General features: G+C 59.0%; 25 protein-coding genes and 1 tRNA gene. 13 read left to right on the forward strand and 13 right to left on the reverse strand.

Features of this window, described 5'->3' with window-relative positions:
- Positions 1-381: 381 nt before the first annotated feature.
- Both ACF8K2_RS01470 and ACF8K2_RS01475 read left to right on the forward strand, forming a co-directional pair.
- The gene (locus ACF8K2_RS01470) at positions 382-1,227 is read left to right on the forward strand and encodes a DNA adenine methylase (RefSeq protein WP_392463192.1); all 846 of its coding nucleotides are present in this window, start codon (positions 382-384) and stop codon (positions 1,225-1,227) included.
- A 35-nt stretch (positions 1,228-1,262) separates the two neighbouring features.
- On the forward strand, positions 1,263-2,084 hold the full coding sequence (locus tag ACF8K2_RS01475; RefSeq protein WP_392463193.1) for a hypothetical protein: 822 nt from the start codon (positions 1,263-1,265) through the stop codon (positions 2,082-2,084).
- 46 nt (positions 2,085-2,130) lie between these two features.
- Here ACF8K2_RS01475 and ACF8K2_RS01480 read toward each other — a convergent pair whose 3' ends face one another.
- Together ACF8K2_RS01480 and ACF8K2_RS01485 are read right to left on the reverse strand one after the other, a co-directional pair.
- Positions 2,131-2,433, reverse strand: a complete 303-nt coding sequence (locus tag ACF8K2_RS01480; RefSeq protein ID WP_392463194.1) for a hypothetical protein — start codon at positions 2,431-2,433, stop codon at positions 2,131-2,133.
- Between the two features lie 112 nt (positions 2,434-2,545).
- On the reverse strand, positions 2,546-2,818 hold the full coding sequence (locus tag ACF8K2_RS01485) for a hypothetical protein (RefSeq protein ID WP_392463195.1): 273 nt from the start codon (positions 2,816-2,818) through the stop codon (positions 2,546-2,548).
- Positions 2,819-2,879: 61 nt separating this feature from the next.
- Between ACF8K2_RS01485 and ACF8K2_RS01490 the strand changes: the two genes are divergently transcribed.
- From ACF8K2_RS01490 to ACF8K2_RS01525, 8 genes are read left to right on the forward strand one after another with little or no spacing between them, the layout of a single operon-like run.
- Positions 2,880-3,197: a hypothetical protein gene (locus ACF8K2_RS01490; protein WP_392463196.1), complete on the forward strand. Its 318-nt coding sequence runs from the start codon at positions 2,880-2,882 to the stop codon at positions 3,195-3,197.
- Positions 3,194-3,547: a hypothetical protein gene (locus ACF8K2_RS01495; RefSeq protein ID WP_392463197.1), complete on the forward strand. Its 354-nt coding sequence runs from the start codon at positions 3,194-3,196 to the stop codon at positions 3,545-3,547. Before ACF8K2_RS01490 ends, ACF8K2_RS01495 begins: the two co-directional genes overlap by 4 nt.
- Positions 3,547-3,801, forward strand: a complete 255-nt coding sequence (locus ACF8K2_RS01500; RefSeq protein ID WP_392463260.1) for a hypothetical protein — start codon at positions 3,547-3,549, stop codon at positions 3,799-3,801. Before ACF8K2_RS01495 ends, ACF8K2_RS01500 begins: the two co-directional genes overlap by 1 nt.
- Positions 3,798-4,085, forward strand: coding sequence for a hypothetical protein (locus ACF8K2_RS01505; protein ID WP_392463198.1), 288 nt, complete (start codon positions 3,798-3,800; stop codon positions 4,083-4,085). Before ACF8K2_RS01500 ends, ACF8K2_RS01505 begins: the two co-directional genes overlap by 4 nt.
- A 58-nt stretch (positions 4,086-4,143) precedes the next feature.
- Positions 4,144-4,629 carry an SAM-dependent methyltransferase gene (locus ACF8K2_RS01510; protein WP_392463199.1) on the forward strand — a complete coding sequence of 162 codons (486 nt, stop codon included), beginning with the start codon at positions 4,144-4,146 and terminating at the stop codon, positions 4,627-4,629.
- Positions 4,630-4,680: 51 nt separating this feature from the next.
- Positions 4,681-4,890: a hypothetical protein gene (locus tag ACF8K2_RS01515; protein ID WP_392463200.1), complete on the forward strand. Its 210-nt coding sequence runs from the start codon at positions 4,681-4,683 to the stop codon at positions 4,888-4,890.
- A 34-nt stretch (positions 4,891-4,924) separates the two neighbouring features.
- Positions 4,925-5,137 (forward strand): hypothetical protein, encoded by a 213-nt coding sequence (locus tag ACF8K2_RS01520; protein WP_368971893.1) that lies wholly within the window; start codon positions 4,925-4,927, stop codon positions 5,135-5,137.
- Positions 5,137-6,243 (forward strand): phage integrase Arm DNA-binding domain-containing protein, encoded by a 1,107-nt coding sequence (locus tag ACF8K2_RS01525; RefSeq protein WP_392463201.1) that lies wholly within the window; start codon positions 5,137-5,139, stop codon positions 6,241-6,243. The genes ACF8K2_RS01520 and ACF8K2_RS01525 overlap by 1 nt, the downstream gene beginning before the upstream one ends.
- Before the next feature lie 88 nt (positions 6,244-6,331).
- Here ACF8K2_RS01525 and ACF8K2_RS01530 read toward each other — a convergent pair.
- The 9 genes from ACF8K2_RS01530 to thrS form a co-directional block, all read right to left on the reverse strand.
- Positions 6,332-6,408, reverse strand: a tRNA-Pro gene (locus ACF8K2_RS01530).
- Between the two features lie 98 nt (positions 6,409-6,506).
- Positions 6,507-6,863, reverse strand: a complete 357-nt coding sequence (locus tag ACF8K2_RS01535; protein ID WP_043213594.1) for a MerR family transcriptional regulator — start codon at positions 6,861-6,863, stop codon at positions 6,507-6,509.
- Complete coding sequence (gene ihfA, locus ACF8K2_RS01540; protein WP_009394049.1) at positions 6,844-7,146, reverse strand: integration host factor subunit alpha; 303 nt, start codon at positions 7,144-7,146, stop codon at positions 6,844-6,846. Before ihfA ends, ACF8K2_RS01535 begins: the two co-directional genes overlap by 20 nt.
- A 4-nt stretch (positions 7,147-7,150) precedes the next feature.
- Entirely contained in the window at positions 7,151-9,532 is a 2,382-nt protein-coding gene (gene pheT / locus ACF8K2_RS01545) for a phenylalanine--tRNA ligase subunit beta (RefSeq protein WP_392463203.1), read from the reverse strand.
- 31 nt (positions 9,533-9,563) lie between these two features.
- Entirely contained in the window at positions 9,564-10,580 is a 1,017-nt protein-coding gene (gene pheS / locus ACF8K2_RS01550; protein ID WP_186556120.1) for a phenylalanine--tRNA ligase subunit alpha, read from the reverse strand.
- Between the two features lie 109 nt (positions 10,581-10,689).
- Complete coding sequence (gene rplT, locus ACF8K2_RS01555; RefSeq protein ID WP_003250671.1) at positions 10,690-11,046, reverse strand: 50S ribosomal protein L20; 357 nt, start codon at positions 11,044-11,046, stop codon at positions 10,690-10,692.
- Between the two features lie 27 nt (positions 11,047-11,073).
- The gene (rpmI, locus tag ACF8K2_RS01560; protein ID WP_008100408.1) at positions 11,074-11,268 is read right to left on the reverse strand and encodes a 50S ribosomal protein L35; all 195 of its coding nucleotides are present in this window, start codon (positions 11,266-11,268) and stop codon (positions 11,074-11,076) included.
- A 61-nt stretch (positions 11,269-11,329) separates the two neighbouring features.
- Positions 11,330-11,881 (reverse strand): translation initiation factor IF-3, encoded by a 552-nt coding sequence (gene infC, locus ACF8K2_RS01565; protein ID WP_186556145.1) that lies wholly within the window; start codon positions 11,879-11,881, stop codon positions 11,330-11,332.
- Positions 11,881-13,803, reverse strand: coding sequence for a threonine--tRNA ligase (thrS, locus tag ACF8K2_RS01570; RefSeq protein WP_186556121.1), 1,923 nt, complete (start codon positions 13,801-13,803; stop codon positions 11,881-11,883). The genes infC and thrS overlap by 1 nt, the downstream gene beginning before the upstream one ends.
- Before the next feature lie 333 nt (positions 13,804-14,136).
- On the opposite strand from thrS, the gene ACF8K2_RS01575 reads away from it, so the two are divergent.
- Both ACF8K2_RS01575 and ACF8K2_RS01580 read left to right on the forward strand, forming a co-directional pair.
- Positions 14,137-14,439 carry a hypothetical protein gene (locus tag ACF8K2_RS01575; RefSeq protein WP_186556122.1) on the forward strand — a complete coding sequence of 101 codons (303 nt, stop codon included), beginning with the start codon at positions 14,137-14,139 and terminating at the stop codon, positions 14,437-14,439.
- Between the two features lie 164 nt (positions 14,440-14,603).
- On the forward strand, positions 14,604-14,816 hold the full coding sequence (locus ACF8K2_RS01580) for a cold-shock protein (protein ID WP_110993890.1): 213 nt from the start codon (positions 14,604-14,606) through the stop codon (positions 14,814-14,816).
- Positions 14,817-14,975: 159 nt separating this feature from the next.
- On the opposite strand, the gene ACF8K2_RS01585 is transcribed toward ACF8K2_RS01580, so the two are convergent.
- A complete protein-coding gene (locus tag ACF8K2_RS01585; protein WP_368971898.1) occupies positions 14,976-15,299 on the reverse strand; it encodes an I78 family peptidase inhibitor in 324 nt (107 codons plus the stop codon).
- 286 nt (positions 15,300-15,585) lie between these two features.
- Here ACF8K2_RS01585 and ACF8K2_RS01590 point away from each other — a divergent pair, with 286 nt between their 5' ends.
- Entirely contained in the window at positions 15,586-15,798 is a 213-nt protein-coding gene (locus tag ACF8K2_RS01590) for a hypothetical protein (RefSeq protein ID WP_264235964.1), read from the forward strand.
- On the opposite strand, the gene ACF8K2_RS01595 is transcribed toward ACF8K2_RS01590, so the two are convergent.
- Complete coding sequence (locus tag ACF8K2_RS01595; protein WP_392463205.1) at positions 15,770-16,777, reverse strand: nucleoside hydrolase; 1,008 nt, start codon at positions 16,775-16,777, stop codon at positions 15,770-15,772. The two genes, ACF8K2_RS01590 and ACF8K2_RS01595, sit on opposite strands and share 29 nt — an antisense overlap.
- Positions 16,778-16,815 lie beyond the last annotated feature (38 nt).

Genomic DNA, 16,815 nt, shown 5'->3' on the forward strand with positions numbered 1-16,815 from the left:
CCTCAATTGCTACCGATCAACCTTCGCGGCGTCGGGGATACCCATCACAGATTAGCCGCTGCCCCATCACCGCAGCGCAGGATGGATGGAAGTACAGCGCTGAAATTGATCCCTCTGCGTTGAGGCCGTGGTACTCGACCCCAGCTCCCGAAATGTGTTTCCCGCATTCGAAGCAATTGTCCTCGCTGGCCAAGGGCTGAATGAACCGATCTGCATCTGGAAGGTTTCGATGGTAGGTCACGGCTTTCTCCAAGCTGGATATGGCCTTTCACTATCAACCACTTCGCAAAAACACGCCACCCCGGCGCTGACCGCCAGCGCCTTCCCCTATTCAACGATAACGCCTCCCCGGCGAGGGCGGCGCCTGCAATGGAGTGTTCCATGACCATCTCAGCGCCGGTGATCCGGTACCACGGCTCCAAGTTCCGGCTGGCGTCGTGGGTAACCCAGTATTTCCCGCGGCACACCTGCTACGTCGAGCCATTCGGCGGTGCGGCAGGCGTCCTGATGCAGAAGCCCCGCTCCTATGCCGAGGTGTACAACGACCTGGATGGCGACATCGTGAACCTGTTTCGAGTGCTGCAGGACCCACGGACACGTGCAGCATTGTTTGAAGTGGTGGTCCTGACACCATATGCCAGGCAGGAATTCGAACGAGCTTGGCAGCCGGCTGAAGAGCCAGTCGAACGGGCGCGGCGGACCATCATCCGTGCGCAGATGGGCTTCGGCTCAGCCGGTGCCACGAAGGGCATCACGGGCTTTCGTATCGATACCAAGCGCGAGTACGGCACCGCCCAATCACTCTGGCTCGAGTATCCAGAGTCGATCGCCACGATCGGACAGCGACTGATCGGCGTCCTCATCGAAAACCGACCGGCGATCGAGGTCATGAAGGCACACGACGCCAGGACGACCCTGCACTACGTCGACCCACCGTATGTGCATGAGACCCGGTACAAAAACGCACAGAGTGGCCGGTACTACCGGCACGAGATGGACGACGCTCAGCACGCCGATCTGCTCAAGTCATTGCTCGATCTAGAAGGAATGGTTGCCCTGTCCGGCTACCCGAGCGAGCTCTATGACGACACTTTGACCGGCTGGACCAGGCACGCCACATCAGCGCGAATATCAGCAGGCCGCGGCACAGCCTGCCGCACCGAATGCCTCTGGCTAAATCCTGCCTGCCAACGATCGAGCAGCCAATTCAGCCTGTTTGGCAGCTGAGCCATTTATTCACGCCACCCCGGCGAGGTATCCCCATGCCCACAGAAAACCGATCCAGCAACACCGATAAATCCGCGGAGCTGTGCGCGTGCCCGTTCTGCGGCCAGCAAGACGCCTTCGTTGAACAACTCGACAGCGATGCCTCTGTCGTCATCTGCCAAGGGCGAGTCGATAAGTATTCGGCCTGCCTTGCCCGTGGGCCTGTCGGGGTCCAGCAGCACGAATGCGAGGATCAGCCGGGCCGTGACCAGGCAGTGAAAGAGTGGAACAAGCGCGCCGCCGCACAGAACAACCCCGAGCCAATAGCCTGGATGGTTGGTACTGCCTTCTGGTGGACCAAAGAAGAGGCCGAGCGGGATGCGGCAGAGGTTTGCCAGCCTGTGGTGGGCCTGGGCCCAATGACCGCGCATCAGGGCGAACCAGCCTGGTTTATGACCGAGGGCGGTGTGAGCGCCATGCACGCAAAGGCTAAGGCCATGAGCGACCAGCAGGGCCTGGACACTAGCGCCTACAGTGTTTCGCTCTACACTCGCGGCAGTCCTGGCGAGGTTGAGCGAATCGAAAACGAGCGCGCCGAGCAGTGGCGGTTGAGGCGTTACGCAGAGGCTGACCGCGACACGAAGGCCGCAGTTGTCGCTGAGCTTCGTGCCCAGCTGGCCGAGCGGGATGCGCTGCTACGTGAGGCCGTGAAGACGCCTTGGGTCCATGACGTTCGCGGCAAGATCCTGGCTTACCTATCGGCCAACGCAGCGCCGATCGCGCCGGCTGAGGTAGACGATCCAGTGTGCAAAGGCGCTTGGCAGCTCGGCACCGCGTGCGGCAAATGCCGTCGCTGCAAAGAAAACCCTTCAGTTTGATCACAGGAGTACCTCTGTACTCCTTACGCTATAACCCCTCTCCCCGCTATTTCGAGCAGGTCGCAGCTCGAGGCGTATTCCGGGCACCCTCAGTAGCAATCCGGCGAGCAAGGCCAACGCCCCACGCCATTGCCCTGGTCATCGATTCGCCAGGGCGAGAATCAAAGGCCTCTTCATGCAATGGCATGCCTGAAGGCGCATAGACCCCAATGAACATCTGCGTGTTGCCTGTCCGCGACAGTCGCACCTGAACGTCGATAAAGGTTCCATCGTCGAGCGTCTCGTCGTGAACGCGATGGTGAAGCGTCGGGTCAGCCCAGGACCAAAAAACATCACCGCGAATTCGCATGCCGTACTCCTACGACTCTCATTTTTTGGGGTATGTAATAGCCACCATAGCGAAGCCGCAGCGCGAATCAATCTGAGCGGGCACGTTCGAGATGTGAATTGGACAAGCGGTTCTAAACGTCACCCTCCGGACCTCCAATTGTCGCCGCAAAGATCATCCAATCTTCAAATGCTTTGCGATGCTGGCCGCAGATGTAATCCCACTCAGCACCGGAAATATGGCCGTAGGCTATCTGGCTCATCGCGGTGGCGGTCTGCGCATCAAGCTTCCGAAGAAGCTCGTAAGCACGGAATTGCTTTTCTCTGTTCATTTGCGCCACTGCCGCCACCAAATATTTGGGCAGTCGATTGACGCCCTCATTCGGTGGACCGCCCCAGGCCAGCATAAGTCAATAAATACCAGTCAACCTATTAACAGGCCGCCCAACGGGGGCCAAGGACGAAGTCATGCCTGAAGAAAAGCAATTGATCCAGCCAGCCCGTGTCGCGCGCGATGAAAACGGGTGGTGGTGCCACCCAGGCATCCCTAACTTTGGCGGGACGGAAGACCCGGCCCCCTTCAAAGCCTGGCTAGCTGAGCAAAGTCTGGAGCTTAAGACCTGGGATATGGATTCGGATCTGGTTGAGCACCCCTACTTCGACGGCGCCGGCCACTGCAACGGCTGGGAGCCGGAATCGTCTGGCCCGGAGTGGTTCCTGATGGGCATCTTCGACACGGAAGACGGCCCGCATGTGCAGTGGGCGCGCCGCGTGGTGACGCCATGAAGGCCCGCATCGAAAAGAAGCTGAGTAAGCGCTTGGTCGCTCTGCTGCCATCGGTCTACCGCAAGGCCTGGCGTGATCAGGAACCGTCGGAGCTGGCGTATGAGCAAGGTTCGAACGTGCGACACGTTTTGAGCGTGGGCGGCGGGCTGGACTATTGGGGTGAAGGACAGGACGCCTTCACCGTCTGGGAGGATTGGCAGATGAACTGGTGCTGGCACGGGCCATTTGAGGCTTATCCGAACGGCCATCGCCTGGAGGGATACCCCAAAATTGAAGGATTCCGCCCAACCACCATTAACCTGCTGAAGCTGGCTGCCCAATGCGAGCGGACCAGTAGGGAGTGGCCATGATGACCCGCCTCGCCCTCTGCCTCCTACTGCTGGCCACCGGCGCCAGCGCAACCGAGAACGTCATTGACGTGCAGCACGACAGCCAGCGCGGCGTCACCTGCTACCTGCTCAATGGGGTAGGCATCAGCTGCATCCCCGACAGCCAGCTGCAGGCCGGCAACCAGCGCCAGCTCTCCCCGCACGAACAAGAAGACAACTCCCCTACCCCAGCAGCCGCTCAGGGGCGCTGGATTGATGAGAGGTATGAGCTGTGAAGATATCGACCGACTTCCTTCAGGCTGCCATCGACGTGCAGGCCGAGCGTGGTAAGCAGTACGACGCACCGGACGGCACGCGCAGCATGGTCAAGACCGTCAAGGCATTCAACGCCATCACCGGCCGCGACCTCACCGAGGCCGAAGGCTGGCTGCTGATGCAGATCGTCAAGGACGTGCGCCAGTGGCAGAACCCCGACAAGTACCACGAGGACAGCGCGCTGGATGGGGTGGCCTATTCCTCGCTGAAGGCCGAGGCCCTGGCCACCGGAGGTGGCGCATGATCCTGATACCGATCGCAGCACCACTGCTCATGGCCTACCTGATCTACAGGGGGCCGCGATGAGTGCTGCAGCCAAGGTGCTCGACCCCTGTAGCGCCAGCCGCATGATGTGGTTCGACAAGCAAGACCAGCGCGCGTTGTTCGGCGACATTCGCGACGAGGAGCACCTGCTGTGCGATGGTCGTGTGCTGAAAGTCGAACCCGATGTGCTCATGGACTTCCGGCAACTGCCCTTCGAGGACTCAACCTTCCGCCTGGTCGTATTCGACCCGCCACACCTCACTCGGGCCGGAGTGGACAGCTGGATGCGCGCGAAGTACGGCCTGCTTACCAGCGACTGGCGCGAAGACATCCGTCAGGGCTTCGCCGAGTGCTTCCGTGTGCTGGAGCCCGAGGGCATCTTGATCTTCAAGTGGAACGAAACCCAGGTGCTGGTGAGTGAGTTGCTGGCCCTCACTCCCGAAAAGCCCCTGTTTGGCCACAAGTCAGGCAAGCGCGAAAAGACGCACTGGATCACCTTCATGAAGCGCCCGGCTTCAGCCTAACCCATCCCTCTACCACTCAAGCCCGCCGACATGCGCGGGCGAGGATTCCCCATGGCCATTTTCATCTGCTCATGCACGAAGCTCAGCAAATGCCAGTCGCTTGGCGATCAAGTGCGCGTGGTCGCCATGCGCCGCGCCAATGGCTGGCAAACGATCCGTGATGATCTGGCGCGCCTGGCTGAAGAGTGGTTTGGACGCGAGCCAGCAAAGACCAGAAGCGAGATGCGCGCTGTATGCGACGAAGTATTCCGCACCAAGTGACCAACCTGCCGCCACCGGCGGCGTGGAGACCCTCATGAAGAAAGAACTGATTAAGATCAGCGAGTTTCAGCGCCGCAAATGGGGCGAAAACGGCACGCCTCTGTGCTCCCAGGCGATCCGCAATTACCTTCGAAATCGCAAGCTGCCCGGCGAGCGTATCGGCAACATTTGGTACGTTGATTGGGCCGCCTATCAAAGGACCACAGGAAGCGCACTGGTTGATATGGTGCTGAAAGGAGCTGCGTGATGGTTCCCCGACCAAGGAACAAAGCCAATAAGGGCTTGCCCATAAACCTCTACTTCGATGCCAGGCGCGGGACGTATCGCTACCGCCGCCCCACCGATGGCAAGTGGTTCCAGTTTGGAGAAGACCGTGGTCGAGCAATCGACGCGGCTTCCCAGCTGAACACGGCGTTCTTCCGTGGCGGTGACCTGGTGGCAGCGGTCCTGGGTGAAACATCGGTGACAGTGACTGAATTTCTCCACACCTATGAGAAAGACGTTCTGCCTCCAAGAGAGCTGGCAAAGGCCACGCTCGATCTGTATGCCGTTCGGTTTAAGCAGATCAGAGCGGCCCTGGGAGAGAAGCCGATTGACCAGATCACGATCCGAATGATTGCGGAATTTCTTGAGCCACTCACTGCCCGCGCCAGCAACCAGGCGCGCGCAATACTCATCGATCTGTTCAATCATGCGGCGGCAAAGGGGCTCTGCCCCGACAACCCCGCCGGGAACACCATTCCCAAAATCGAGAAGAAACAGCGCAAGCGACACACAGTGGAAGGGTTAAAGGCAATACGTGAGAAGTCGCCGCGCTGGCTTCAAAACGCAATCGATCTGGCCCTGATCACTGCGCAGCGGCGCGGCGACATCTTGGATATGAAGTTTGAGGATGCACGCGAAGGATATCTATACGTTGTGCAGAGCAAGACCGAGAAAGCGTCAGACGCCGGCTGGCTGAAGATCAAAATCACTGATCAGCTCGCTGATGTACTCGCAAGGTGCCGAGACGACATTCTGTCGCCCTACCTAGTGCATAGACGGCCGGAGCGGAAGAAGAAGCGTGAAGGGAAGGATCACTGGACGAAGGTAGACGAGAGGTTTTTGACCCGCGCCTTCAAAGACGCGAGAGATGCCGCCGGCTGTTATCGAGACCTCAAAGAAGAGGAAATGCCAGGGTTTCATGAGGTGCGCGCACTCTCCCTGCACCTGTACAAGCGAGCAGGAAAAGACGGCCAGAAGATTGCGGGTCACACCACTGAAGGTATGACCAGAAATTATCAGAAGGGGCATGAAGATGTGATCTGGTCCGAGGTCGAAGCGGACCTAGATATTGGCGAAATCGCCGGATAGTTTTGCGCGGGTTTTGCGCAAGTTTTGCGCAGGCCCGCCCATAAAAAAATCCAGTCACCGCTAAGTGACTGGATTCTTTAGGGATTTTTGGTCGGGACGGAGTGATTCGAACACTCGACCCCTTGCACCCCATGCAAGTGCGCTACCGGGCTGCGCTACGCCCCGAACTGCTCTCGATACTGCTGAGAACGTTGAGAAATCTACCCTAAGCGTCTGATTAATGGAAGCTTTTTTTCAAAAAACTTTCCACTCGTCGGATCGGGTCACTTCTTCAGCACCACCAGTACATCTTCCAATTCAGCAATCATCTGCCGGATCAGTTGCTTGTACTGGGTGGTATCGTCCTTGGCTTCATCACTGGACAAACGCAACCGCGCGCCGCCGATGGTGAAGCCTTGGTCGTACAGCAGCGCACGGATCTGGCGGATCATCAGAACATCTTGGCGCTGATAATACCGCCGGTTACCGCGGCGCTTGACCGGGTTGAGTTGCGGGAACTCTTGCTCCCAGTAACGCAGCACGTGCGGTTTTACCGCACAGAGCTCGCTGACTTCACCAATGGTGAAGTAGCGTTTGCCCGGTATGGGGGGCAGCTCGTCGTTATGGCTTGGTTCCAGCATAGGCCTCAACCCGGGCTTTCAGTTTCTGCCCTGGACGAAAGGTGACGACGCGGCGTGCGGTGATCGGGATCTCTTCCCCAGTCTTGGGGTTGCGGCCCGGCCGCTGGCGTTTGTCGCGAAGGTCAAAGTTGCCGAAACCGGACAACTTGACCTGCTCGTTGTCTTCAAGCGCGTGGCGGATCTCTTCGAAGAACAACTCGACCAGTTCCTTTGCTTCGCGCTTGTTGAGCCCCAGCTCCTCGTACAGCCTTTCGGCCATCTCAGCTTTCGTCAGAGCACCCATGCCGTTATTTCCTTAACGTGGTGTTCAACCTTTGTTCGAGCGAGGTGAGGATCAACTGCAGGGTGGCGTTCACCTCATCGTCATTAAGAGTGCGCGATGGATGCTGCCAGGTCAAGCCGACGGCCAGGCTTTTTCTATCAGGATCAATACCTTTACCCTGGTAGACATCAAACAGCCTGAGGTCTGTGAGCCATTCGCCTGCATTGTCACGAATTACTTCAAGGACCGAGCTCGAAGCTACATCACGTCCTGCGATCAAAGCCAGGTCACGCCTGGTTTCAGGGAATTTGGACAGTTCGCTGAATTTTGGCAGGCGACCTTCGACCACTTCTTCCAGGATCAACTCGAAGACGAACACCGGGCGGTCCAGGTCGAGGGTCTTGGCGAGTTCTGGGTGAAGTGCGCCGAGGTAGCCGACTTCCTTGCCGTCACGTTCGATGCGAGCAGTCTGACCTGGGTGCAGGGCTGGATGCTTGCCGGCAACGAAGGTGAAGTCGTTGAGCGCGCCAGAGTAGCCCAGCAGAGCCTCTACGTCGGCCTTGACGTCGAAGAAGTCGATGTTGTCACGGGCGTTGGCCCAGCCTTCCGGCAGGCGGGTGCCAGTGACGACGCCGGCGATCATCGGCTGTTGCTTGAGATCACCCAGCTGGCCGACGAAGCGCTGGCCGCTCTCGAACAGGCGCACGCGATCTTGCTGGCGATTGAGGTTGTGCTGCAGTGCCTTGACCAGGCCCGGCCACAACGAGGCGCGCATGGCAGCCATGTCGTTGGAAATCGGGTTGGCCAGCAGTAGCGGCTCGACGCCAGGGGTGAACAGCTCGAACAGCTTCGGATCGATGAAGCTGTAGGTGATTGCTTCCTGGTAGCCGCGAGCAACCAGCAAGCGGCGCAGGGTTGGCAACTCGCCACGGGCTTCCGGAGCACCTTTTGGCGCCAGACGCGCTTGCGGGTAGCGGACCGGCAGGTGGTTGTAGCCGTACAGGCGGGCCAGTTCTTCGATCAGGTCGACTTCCAGGCTGATGTCGAAGCGGTGGCTTGGAACGTTGACTGTCCACTGCCCTGCCCCACTGCTGGTGGTCGTCAGTTCCAGGGCGTTGAGCAGTTGCTCGACCTGTGCTGGCTCCATCTCCATGCCGAGCATCTGGGTGATGCGTTCGGCGCGCAGGGTGATCGGCGCCACTTTAGGCAGGTGCTGCTCGCTGACACTCTCGATGATCGGGCCAGCTTCGCCACCAACGACCTCCAGCACCAGCGCGGTAGCCCGCTCCATGGCTTCGCGGGCCAGTTGCGAGTCGACGCCGCGCTCGTAGCGATGCGAGGCATCGGTGTGCAGGCCGTAGGAACGGGCCTTGCCAGCGACCGAAATAGGCTCGAAGAAGGCGCTCTCAAGGAACAGGTCGCGGGTCTTCTCAGTATTGACACCGCTATGCTCGCCCCCCATGACGCCAGCGATAGCCAGGGCCCGGGTGTGGTCGGCGATGACCAGGGTATCGCTACGCAGGGCCACTTCTTGGCCGTCGAGCAGGACCAGTTTCTCGCCCTCTTCGGCCATCCGCACGCGGATGCCGCCGTTGATTTCGGCGAGGTCGAATGCGTGCATCGGTTGCCCGAGTTCAAGCATCACGTAGTTGGTGATGTCAACGGCGGCGTCGATGCTGCGCACATCACTGCGGCGCAGGCGCTCGACCAGCCACAGCGGGCTTGGCTTGGACAGGTCGACATTGCGGATGACCCGGCCCAGGTAGCGCGGGCACGCAGCCGGAGCACTGACTTCGACCGAGCGTACTTCGTCGTGGGCGGGCGCGACTGCAGGCACCGCCAGACGAGTGACCGGAACGTTGTACAGAGCGCTGACATCGCGCGCCAGACCGACTACCGACAGGCAGTCGCCGCGGTTCGGGGTCAGGCCAATTTCGATGCTGGCGTCGTCCAGGTTCAGGTATTGGCGAATGTCTTCACCAACCGGGGCATCGGCTGCCAGTTCGAGCAGGCCATCGTTTTCTTCGCTGATCTGCAGTTCGGCCGCCGAGCAGAGCATGCCGAACGACTCGACACCCCGCAGCTTGGCCTTCTTGATCTTGAAGTCGCCCGGCAGTTCGGCGCCGATCATGGCAAACGGGATTTTTATGCCCGGACGGGCATTGGGCGCGCCGCAGACCACCTGGAAGGTTTCCTGGCCGCTGCTCACCTGGCAGACGCGCAGCTTATCGGCGTCCGGGTGTTGCTCGGTGCTCAGGATTTCGCCAACGACGATACCGCTGAACTGGCCAGCAGCCGGGGTAACGCTGTCGACTTCGAGGCCGGCCATGGACAGACGAGCGACCAGCTCGTCACGGGAGACTTGCGGGTTGACCCAACCGCGCAGCCACTGTTCACTGAATTTCATGCTGTTCTCCTGAAAGTTGCGTCGATTGGGCCTAGCGGAATTGGGCGAGGAACCGCAGGTCGTTGTCGAAGAACAGACGCAAATCGTTGACGCCATAGCGCAGCATGGCCAGGCGCTCGGCACCCATGCCGAAGGCGAAGCCTTGGAACTCTTCCGGATCGATACCGGACATGCGCAGCACGTTCGGGTGGACCATGCCGCAGCCCATGACTTCCAGCCAGCCCGTCTGCTTGCAGACGCGGCAGCCTTTGCCGGAGCACATCACACACTGGATATCGACTTCAGCAGACGGCTCGGTGAAGGGGAAGAACGACGGACGGAAACGCACGTCCAGTTGTTTTTCGAAGAACACCCGCAGGAATTCTTCGATGGTGCCCTTGAGGTCGGCGAAGTTGATGTCGCGATCGATCAGCAGGCCTTCGACCTGGTGGAACATCGGCGAGTGAGTGATATCCGAGTCGCAGCGATAGACGCGGCCTGGGCAAACAATGCGGATTGGCGGCTGAGTGGACTCCATGGTCCGCACCTGCACCGGCGAGGTGTGGGTACGCAGCAGCATGTTGGCATTGAAATAGAAGGTGTCGTGCATCGCCCGCGCCGGGTGGTGGCCGGGGATGTTGAGCGCTTCGAAGTTGTGGTAGTCGTCTTCGACCTCAGGGCCTTCGGCAATGCCGTAGCCGATGTGGGTGAAGAACTGCTCGATACGCTCGAGAGTGCGGGTGATCGGGTGCAGGCCACCGGTGGTCTGGCCACGACCTGGCAAGGTCACATCAATGCATTCGGCCGCCAGGCGAGCGCTGAGCTCGGCCTCTTCAAAGGCAGCTTTGCGTGCGTTGAGCACTTCGGTGACGCGTTCCTTGGCGTCGTTGATCAGCGCTCCAACCTTGGGGCGCTCTTCGGCTGGCAGGTTGCCCAGGGTCTTCATCACCTGGGTCAGCTCGCCCTTCTTGCCGAGAAATTGAACCCGGATCTGTTCCAGGGCATTGATGTCTTCAGCGCGCTCCACAGCTTCCAGGGCTTGGGAGACCAGCGCATCCAGGTTTTCCATGTACAGACTCCAGATACGAAAATAGGGGAAGAGCTTTGAAGGCTCTTCCCCTATCGATGACGTTCAACACCCAGCGACGCTAGCATCGCCGGGTGATTGTCGTGGGTACTTAAGCCAGAACGGCTTTAGCCTTCTCGACAATCGCAGCAAACGCCGCTTTTTCGTTCACTGCCAGGTCAGCCAGAACTTTGCGGTCGATTTCGATCGACGCTTTTTTCAGGCCAGCAATCAGACGGCTGTAAGACAGACCGTTGGTGCGGGCACCGGCGTTGATACGAGCGATCCACAGAGCGCGGAACTGACGCTTTTTCTGGCGACGGTCACGGTAGGCGTATTGACCAGCCTTGATGACAGCCTGCTTGGCAACACGGAATACGCGCGAACGTGCACCGTAGTAGCCTTTAGCCAGTTTCAGAATTTTCTTGTGACGCTTACGAGCGATTACGCCGCGCTTTACACGAGCCATGAGTAACTTCCTCTATCTAGACCAGAATTAACGAACGCGCAGCATGCGCGCGACTTTTGCCACGTCAGACGGGTGCAGCAGGCTGCTACCACGCAGTTGACGCTTACGCTTAGTCGACATTTTGGTCAGGATGTGGCTCTTGAAAGCGTGCTTGTGCTTGAAGCCGGAAGCCGTTTTCAGGAAACGCTTCGCAGCACCGCTCTTGGTTTTCATTTTTGGCATGTTGGAACTCCGCATTCGATAAAATTACACAATAATCATCAGGCCTGCCGTGCCCGGGAGATTACTTCTTCTTTTTGGGGGCGATGACCATCATAAGCTGGCGTCCTTCCATCTTCGGATGCTGCTCAACGGTGCCGTATTCGATCAGGTCAGCTTCAACCCGCTTCAACAGCTCCATGCCCAGCTCCTGGTGGGCCATCTCACGACCACGGAATCTCAGAGAGATCTTGGCCTTGTCCCCATCACTAAGGAAACGTACCAGGTTGCGTAGTTTTACCTGGTAATCCCCTTCCTCCGTCCCTGGACGAAACTTGATTTCTTTGATCTGGATCTGCTTCTGGTTTTTCTTGGCCTCGTTGGCCTGCTTCTTCTTCTCGAAGAGGTGCTTGCCGTAGTCCATGACCTTGCAGACAGGAGGTACGGCGTCAGCAGAAATCTCTACCAGATCCAGCTTCGCTTCTTCAGCGATACGAAGCGCTTCATCAATCGAGACGATGCCAATCTGCTCGCCGTCAGCGCCAATTAACCGAACCTCGCGGGCCGAGATATTCTCGTTGATCGGGGCCTTCGGTGCAGTTCGTTTATCGTTTCTCATTTCACGCTTAATAGTTATTACTCCGATTCTTGGCGACCACGCCGGGAAACCGCATGCGCAAGGAGCTCAGCGAATTGGGCGACGGGCATGGAGCCCAGGTCAGCGCCTTCGCGAGTACGCACAGCGACGGTTTGCGTTTCGACTTCACGGTCCCCTATAACCAAAAGGTACGGGACCTTGAGCAAAGTATGCTCGCGGATTTTAAAGCCGATCTTCTCATTTCTCAAGTCAGACTTGGCACGGAAACCGCTATCGGTCAGGTTTTTTTCCACCTCAAGGGCGAAATCGGCCTGTTTGTCGGTGATATTCATGATCACCGCCTGGGTTGGCGCCAGCCAGGCTGGGAAGACACCGGCATAATGCTCGATGAGCATGCCGATGAAGCGCTCGAACGAACCGAGGATGGCGCGGTGCAGCATCACCGGACGCTTGCGGGCGTTGTCTTCGGCGATGTAGCTGGCGTCCAGACGCTCAGGCAGGTTCGGATCGTACTGCAGGGTACCACACTGCCAGTTACGGCCCAGGCAGTCGCGCAGGGTGAACTCGATCTTCGGACCGTAGAACGCGCCCTCGCCCGGCTGGTATTCCCACTCCAGGCCCGACTCGTTCAGGGCATCGGCCAGCGCACCTTCAGCGCGATCCCACAGCTCTTCGGAGCCGACGCGCTTGACCGGACGGGTCGAGAGCTTCATGGCGATGTCGGTGAAACCGAAGTCCTTGTACACATCCAAGGTCAGCTTGATGAAGTCGGCGGCTTCTTTCTTCACCTGATCTTCGGTGCAGAAAATGTGCGCGTCGTCTTGCACGAAGCCGCGCACACGCATGATGCCGTGCAGGGCGCCGGATGGCTCATTGCGGTGGCAAGCACCGAATTCAGCCAGGCGCAGCGGCAGGTCGCGGTACGACTTCAGGCCCTGGTTGAACACCTGCACGTGACATGGGCAGTTCATCGGCTTTACCGCGTAGTCGCGGCTTTCCGACGAAGTGGTGAACATGTTTTCGGCGTAGTTGGACCAGTGACCGGACTTCTCCCACAGGATGCGGTCGACCACTTGCGGGGTCTTGATCTCAAGGTAGCCATTGATGCGCTGGACGTTGCGCATGTATTGCTCGAGCACCTGATACACGGTCCAGCCGTTCGGGTGCCAGAAGACCATGCCCGGGGCTTCTTCCTGCAGGTGGAACAGATCCAGCTGCTTGCCGATCTTGCGGTGGTCGCGTTTTTCGGCTTCTTCGATGCGCTGGATGTAGGCCGCCAGCTGCTTCTTGTCAGCCCAGGCAGTGCCGTACACACGTTGCAATTGCTCGTTCTTGGCATCGCCGCGCCAGTAGGCGCCGGACAGCTTGGTCAGCTTGAATGCCTTGAGGAAGCGGGTGTTCGGCACGTGCGGACCGCGGCACATGTCGACGTATTCTTCGTGATAGTACAGGCCCATGGCCTGCTCATCGGGCATGTCTTCGACCAGGCGCAGCTTGTAGTCTTCACCGCGATTGTGGAAGACGTCGATGACTTCGGCGCGCGGGGTCATCTTCTTGATGACGTCGTAGTCCTTCTCGATCAGCTGTTGCATGCGCTTTTCGATGGCCGCGAGGTCGTCAGGAGTGAAGGGGCGCTCGTAGGCGATATCGTAATAGAAGCCTTCGTCGATCACCGGGCCGATCACCATCTTGGCGGTCGGGTACAGCTGCTTCACTGCGTGGCCGATCAGGTGGGCGCACGAGTGACGGATGATCTCCAGTCCCTCTTCATCTTTAGGGGTGATGATCTGCAGGGTGGCGTCGTGCTCGATCAGATCGCACGCATCGACCAATTTGCCGTCGACCTTGCCGGCCAGGGTGGCCTTGGCCAGGCCTGCGCCAATAGAGGCAGCGACTTCGGCTACGGATACGGCGTGATCGAACGAACGTTGACTGCCATCGGGAAGAGTAATAGTGGGCATGGCGCCTCCTCTCCTAGTGGTGACCCCTACCAAAGGTCACGTGGGTTGGGATGAGCCAGTACAAGATCCGACCTGCCTTTCCCGCGGGAAAGCCTGCCTCACAGTGGCAGAAGCCTTTCGGCTTGCCAGGGACGAACCAGAGTGACTGGAAAATAAAATGGCTTGCAGCCGGCACCAGGCCCACCGCAAGCCAAGCATGCTAGCACGCGGGTTGCACCCCAGGCAGAAATATTTGGAAATTACGCCCCAGGCTGAACTTGTGCGGAAATTTGCCTATCAGACTTTCTGAAGCATCCTACTCTGTATGAGACCTAACCCAAGGAGTGTCTGGTTATGCGATTTCAGTCTCTTTTGGCCCTGACTGCCGCCAGCGCCCTGCTGCTGCCCATGGCTGCAACCGCTGGCGATTTCCCGGCCGGCAAGCAAGCGGCCTATATGACACAGTGCCAGCAGGTGGCGACCGGCCAGGGCGTCGACGCCAATACGGCCAAAAAACACTGTGAATGTGGCGCACAAGCCATCAAGAAGAATTTCACAGACGATGAAATCAAGGATTTGGACAGCCAGGACGGGGTGGACGCCAAATTGATGCAAAAGGCGCAAACCGTTGTCCAGCAGGCCTGCAAGGCTAATTGACACGACGATTTTGTGGCTTACTGCGCTTTTATTTGCGATGGATCAGCATAATCCGAAGGTAAAAGGCGCGACATCCGCAGAATTAGACTATGATGTACCTGGCGCACGTAGCTTCGGCCACATTTGCACCTCGATAAAAAATCATGTTTCTGGAGATTCACCCCATGTCCAATCGCCAAACCGGCACCGTCAAGTGGTTCAACGATGAGAAAGGCTTCGGCTTCATCACTCCTCAAGGCGGCGGCGACGACCTGTTCGTACACTTCAAAGCCATCGAAACCGACGGCTTCAAGAGCCTGAAAGAAGGCCAGACTGTTTCCTTCGTCGCTGAACGCGGCCAGAAGGGCATGCAGGCTGCACAGGTTCGTCCGGAGTAATTCGGATTGCTGTAAAAAAACCCGCCCTTGTGGCGGGTTTTTTTATGCCTGGGATTTGCGCCGCTAGTGGCAGGGCTTCCCATCGCGGGGCAGCCCACTCCCACTCAATCGTTCAAACCAATACGTGGCAGCGGACTTGCGCCCGACGGCAGGGCCGGATCAGCCGCAGTTCACGCGAATAACCTTGCCCTGCTCATCAACGTTCAAGTTCAAGCGCTCAGAGCGATACTCCAGGGTGATCACATCGTGTGGCTTGAGGATACGCGCCATCTGCGAGCCACTGGCCTTGCGCGCCTGCTCGAGCAGGTCTGGGGTGCCCGGCTTGCCAACTGCAAAGTCGGCGCCACTGGCTTCGCAGCGGCCGTCGTTACCGGCTGGAGCCGCCGGGGCGTTGCCAGCAGTGCCGGAAGAACCGCCTGTGCTGCAACCTGCCAGGACTGTAGCCACCAGCAGGGTTGCCAGGGAAGCACGGGTACGGAACATGAATCCTCCTAATCATCATGGGAACTGCTCTATGCGACAGCTCCACGCAAAATTTGTTGCAAAACCGCACAAGTCTGCCTGAATCGGCCGCTTGAGGCGAAACGCTAATCGTGACCGGATTTTGCACCACACCGATAGTTTGCCAGCCGAGCGTTCTTATGCCTAAGTCGCAGGGCTATTGACGCAAAGGCATGATTTACTGCAATAAGTGGAGCGCAGCATGCCTCCCCACGAACACCAGGGTCAGGTGTTCGCCTCACAGCCCGGGCCGTCACGAGAATCTCCCATGAGCAGTCACACCATCGATGCCGATATCAAGGTCAAATGGGCCGAGGGTCAGAGCGCCTACAGCCCAGGCACACCCGAGGAGCTGCTATTGATTGCCGTCGATTTACTGGTGCGCGATCGCGGCAGTGAGGCGACGCGCAGCTTCATCGAACAGGTGCTCGAGCGCTATGCGCCACATGAAGCTATTGCAATCGAGCCAGACGCTCGCTGAGCAGGTTGAACAGGCCCTGGGCATCGCCCTCACCGATCCACAGCACATTGGCCGGTTGCTTGAGCACACCGTACCAATCCGCCACGGTCTGGCCGAAGGTTGGCCCTTCGCGGCTATCGACTGTCATGTGGAGCTGCCGCCCGCTGAACAACTCGGGCTTGAGCAGGTAGGCAATGACACTGGCATCATGCACCGGGCCGCCGGGCATGCCGTAAAGGTCCATATCGTGCTTGATGTAGGCGTTGAGAATAGCCACCACCTGCTTGCTCGCCCGATTATTCACCGCAGCCAATTGCTTGAGGCGAGTCTTGCTGGTCAATAGCTTGTGGGTGACATCCAGCGGCAGATAGGTGAGCTTGACGCCACTGGCCAGCACCACTTGCGCGGCATGCGGGTCGGCGAACAGGTTGAATTCCGCAGCCGGGGTGATATTGCCGCCATTGAAGTGCGCCCCACCCATCACCACCACTTCCTTGATGCCGTCGACGATATCGGGTTGCTGGATCAACGCCAAAGCCAGGTTGGTTTGCGGCCCGAGCATGGCGATGGTGATGCTATGCGGCTCGGCAGCGCCCAGGGTATCGACCAGGTACCGCACCGCATTGCCCTTGGCCAGGCCCTGTTTTGGCTCGTGCACACTGACGCCCGTAAGCCCTTCTTCGCCATGCACTTGGGCGGCGTAGATTGGCGGGCGCACCAGCGGGCGGCCGGCGCCAGCATATACAGGGATCTCCTCCCGGCCCGCCCATTCGCGCGCCAGGCGAGCATTGCGTGAGGTTTTTTCCAATCTCACATTACCGGCAACGGTGGTGATGGCGCGAATGTTCAGCTCGTCAGGCGAGGCCATGGCCAGAAACAGCGCCACCAGATCATCCGCCCCGGGGTCGGTATCGATGATCAGGTCGCGAGGCGCGGCCTGCAGGCTGGCGGCGGCGATGGTGGACATCAGCAAGACTCCTTGTAGCAAACGTTTGAGCATCGAGCACTCCTTGCTGCGTGATGGATGATGACTGGCAC

The organism is Pseudomonas sp. xss_2 (genome assembly GCF_043104195.1).
Taxonomy (GTDB): Bacteria; Pseudomonadota; Gammaproteobacteria; order Pseudomonadales; family Pseudomonadaceae; genus Aquipseudomonas; species Aquipseudomonas urmiensis.

What these genes read in the sequence shown, in the direction of transcription:
- pheS (WP_186556120.1), bottom strand. Translation starts at nt 10,580, where the DNA reads ATGGAAAACCTGGATGCGCTGGTCTCCCAAGCCCTGGAAGCTGTGGAG.
- ACF8K2_RS01520 (WP_368971893.1), top strand. Translation starts at nt 4,925, where the DNA reads ATGAAGAAAGAACTGATTAAGATCAGCGAGTTTCAGCGCCGCAAATGG.
- ACF8K2_RS01535 (WP_043213594.1), bottom strand. Translation starts at nt 6,863, where the DNA reads ATGCTGGAACCAAGCCATAACGACGAGCTGCCCCCCATACCGGGCAAA.
- ACF8K2_RS01590 (WP_264235964.1), top strand. Translation starts at nt 15,586, where the DNA reads ATGAGCAGTCACACCATCGATGCCGATATCAAGGTCAAATGGGCCGAG.
- ACF8K2_RS01490 (WP_392463196.1), top strand. Translation starts at nt 2,880, where the DNA reads ATGCCTGAAGAAAAGCAATTGATCCAGCCAGCCCGTGTCGCGCGCGAT.
- ACF8K2_RS01585 (WP_368971898.1), bottom strand. Translation starts at nt 15,299, where the DNA reads ATGTTCCGTACCCGTGCTTCCCTGGCAACCCTGCTGGTGGCTACAGTC.
- ACF8K2_RS01470 (WP_392463192.1), top strand. Translation starts at nt 382, where the DNA reads ATGACCATCTCAGCGCCGGTGATCCGGTACCACGGCTCCAAGTTCCGG.
- ACF8K2_RS01580 (WP_110993890.1), top strand. Translation starts at nt 14,604, where the DNA reads ATGTCCAATCGCCAAACCGGCACCGTCAAGTGGTTCAACGATGAGAAA.
- ACF8K2_RS01485 (WP_392463195.1), bottom strand. Translation starts at nt 2,818, where the DNA reads ATGCTGGCCTGGGGCGGTCCACCGAATGAGGGCGTCAATCGACTGCCC.
- rpmI (WP_008100408.1), bottom strand. Translation starts at nt 11,268, where the DNA reads ATGCCAAAAATGAAAACCAAGAGCGGTGCTGCGAAGCGTTTCCTGAAA.
- ACF8K2_RS01575 (WP_186556122.1), top strand. Translation starts at nt 14,137, where the DNA reads ATGCGATTTCAGTCTCTTTTGGCCCTGACTGCCGCCAGCGCCCTGCTG.
- rplT (WP_003250671.1), bottom strand. Translation starts at nt 11,046, where the DNA reads ATGGCTCGTGTAAAGCGCGGCGTAATCGCTCGTAAGCGTCACAAGAAA.
- ACF8K2_RS01515 (WP_392463200.1), top strand. Translation starts at nt 4,681, where the DNA reads ATGGCCATTTTCATCTGCTCATGCACGAAGCTCAGCAAATGCCAGTCG.
- ACF8K2_RS01595 (WP_392463205.1), bottom strand. Translation starts at nt 16,777, where the DNA reads ATGCTCAAACGTTTGCTACAAGGAGTCTTGCTGATGTCCACCATCGCC.
- ACF8K2_RS01495 (WP_392463197.1), top strand. Translation starts at nt 3,194, where the DNA reads ATGAAGGCCCGCATCGAAAAGAAGCTGAGTAAGCGCTTGGTCGCTCTG.
- ACF8K2_RS01475 (WP_392463193.1), top strand. Translation starts at nt 1,263, where the DNA reads ATGCCCACAGAAAACCGATCCAGCAACACCGATAAATCCGCGGAGCTG.
- ACF8K2_RS01510 (WP_392463199.1), top strand. Translation starts at nt 4,144, where the DNA reads ATGAGTGCTGCAGCCAAGGTGCTCGACCCCTGTAGCGCCAGCCGCATG.
- pheT (WP_392463203.1), bottom strand. Translation starts at nt 9,532, where the DNA reads ATGAAATTCAGTGAACAGTGGCTGCGCGGTTGGGTCAACCCGCAAGTC.
- ACF8K2_RS01480 (WP_392463194.1), bottom strand. Translation starts at nt 2,433, where the DNA reads ATGCGAATTCGCGGTGATGTTTTTTGGTCCTGGGCTGACCCGACGCTT.
- thrS (WP_186556121.1), bottom strand. Translation starts at nt 13,803, where the DNA reads ATGCCCACTATTACTCTTCCCGATGGCAGTCAACGTTCGTTCGATCAC.
- ACF8K2_RS01500 (WP_392463260.1), top strand. Translation starts at nt 3,547, where the DNA reads ATGACCCGCCTCGCCCTCTGCCTCCTACTGCTGGCCACCGGCGCCAGC.
- ACF8K2_RS01525 (WP_392463201.1), top strand. Translation starts at nt 5,137, where the DNA reads ATGGTTCCCCGACCAAGGAACAAAGCCAATAAGGGCTTGCCCATAAAC.
- ihfA (WP_009394049.1), bottom strand. Translation starts at nt 7,146, where the DNA reads ATGGGTGCTCTGACGAAAGCTGAGATGGCCGAAAGGCTGTACGAGGAG.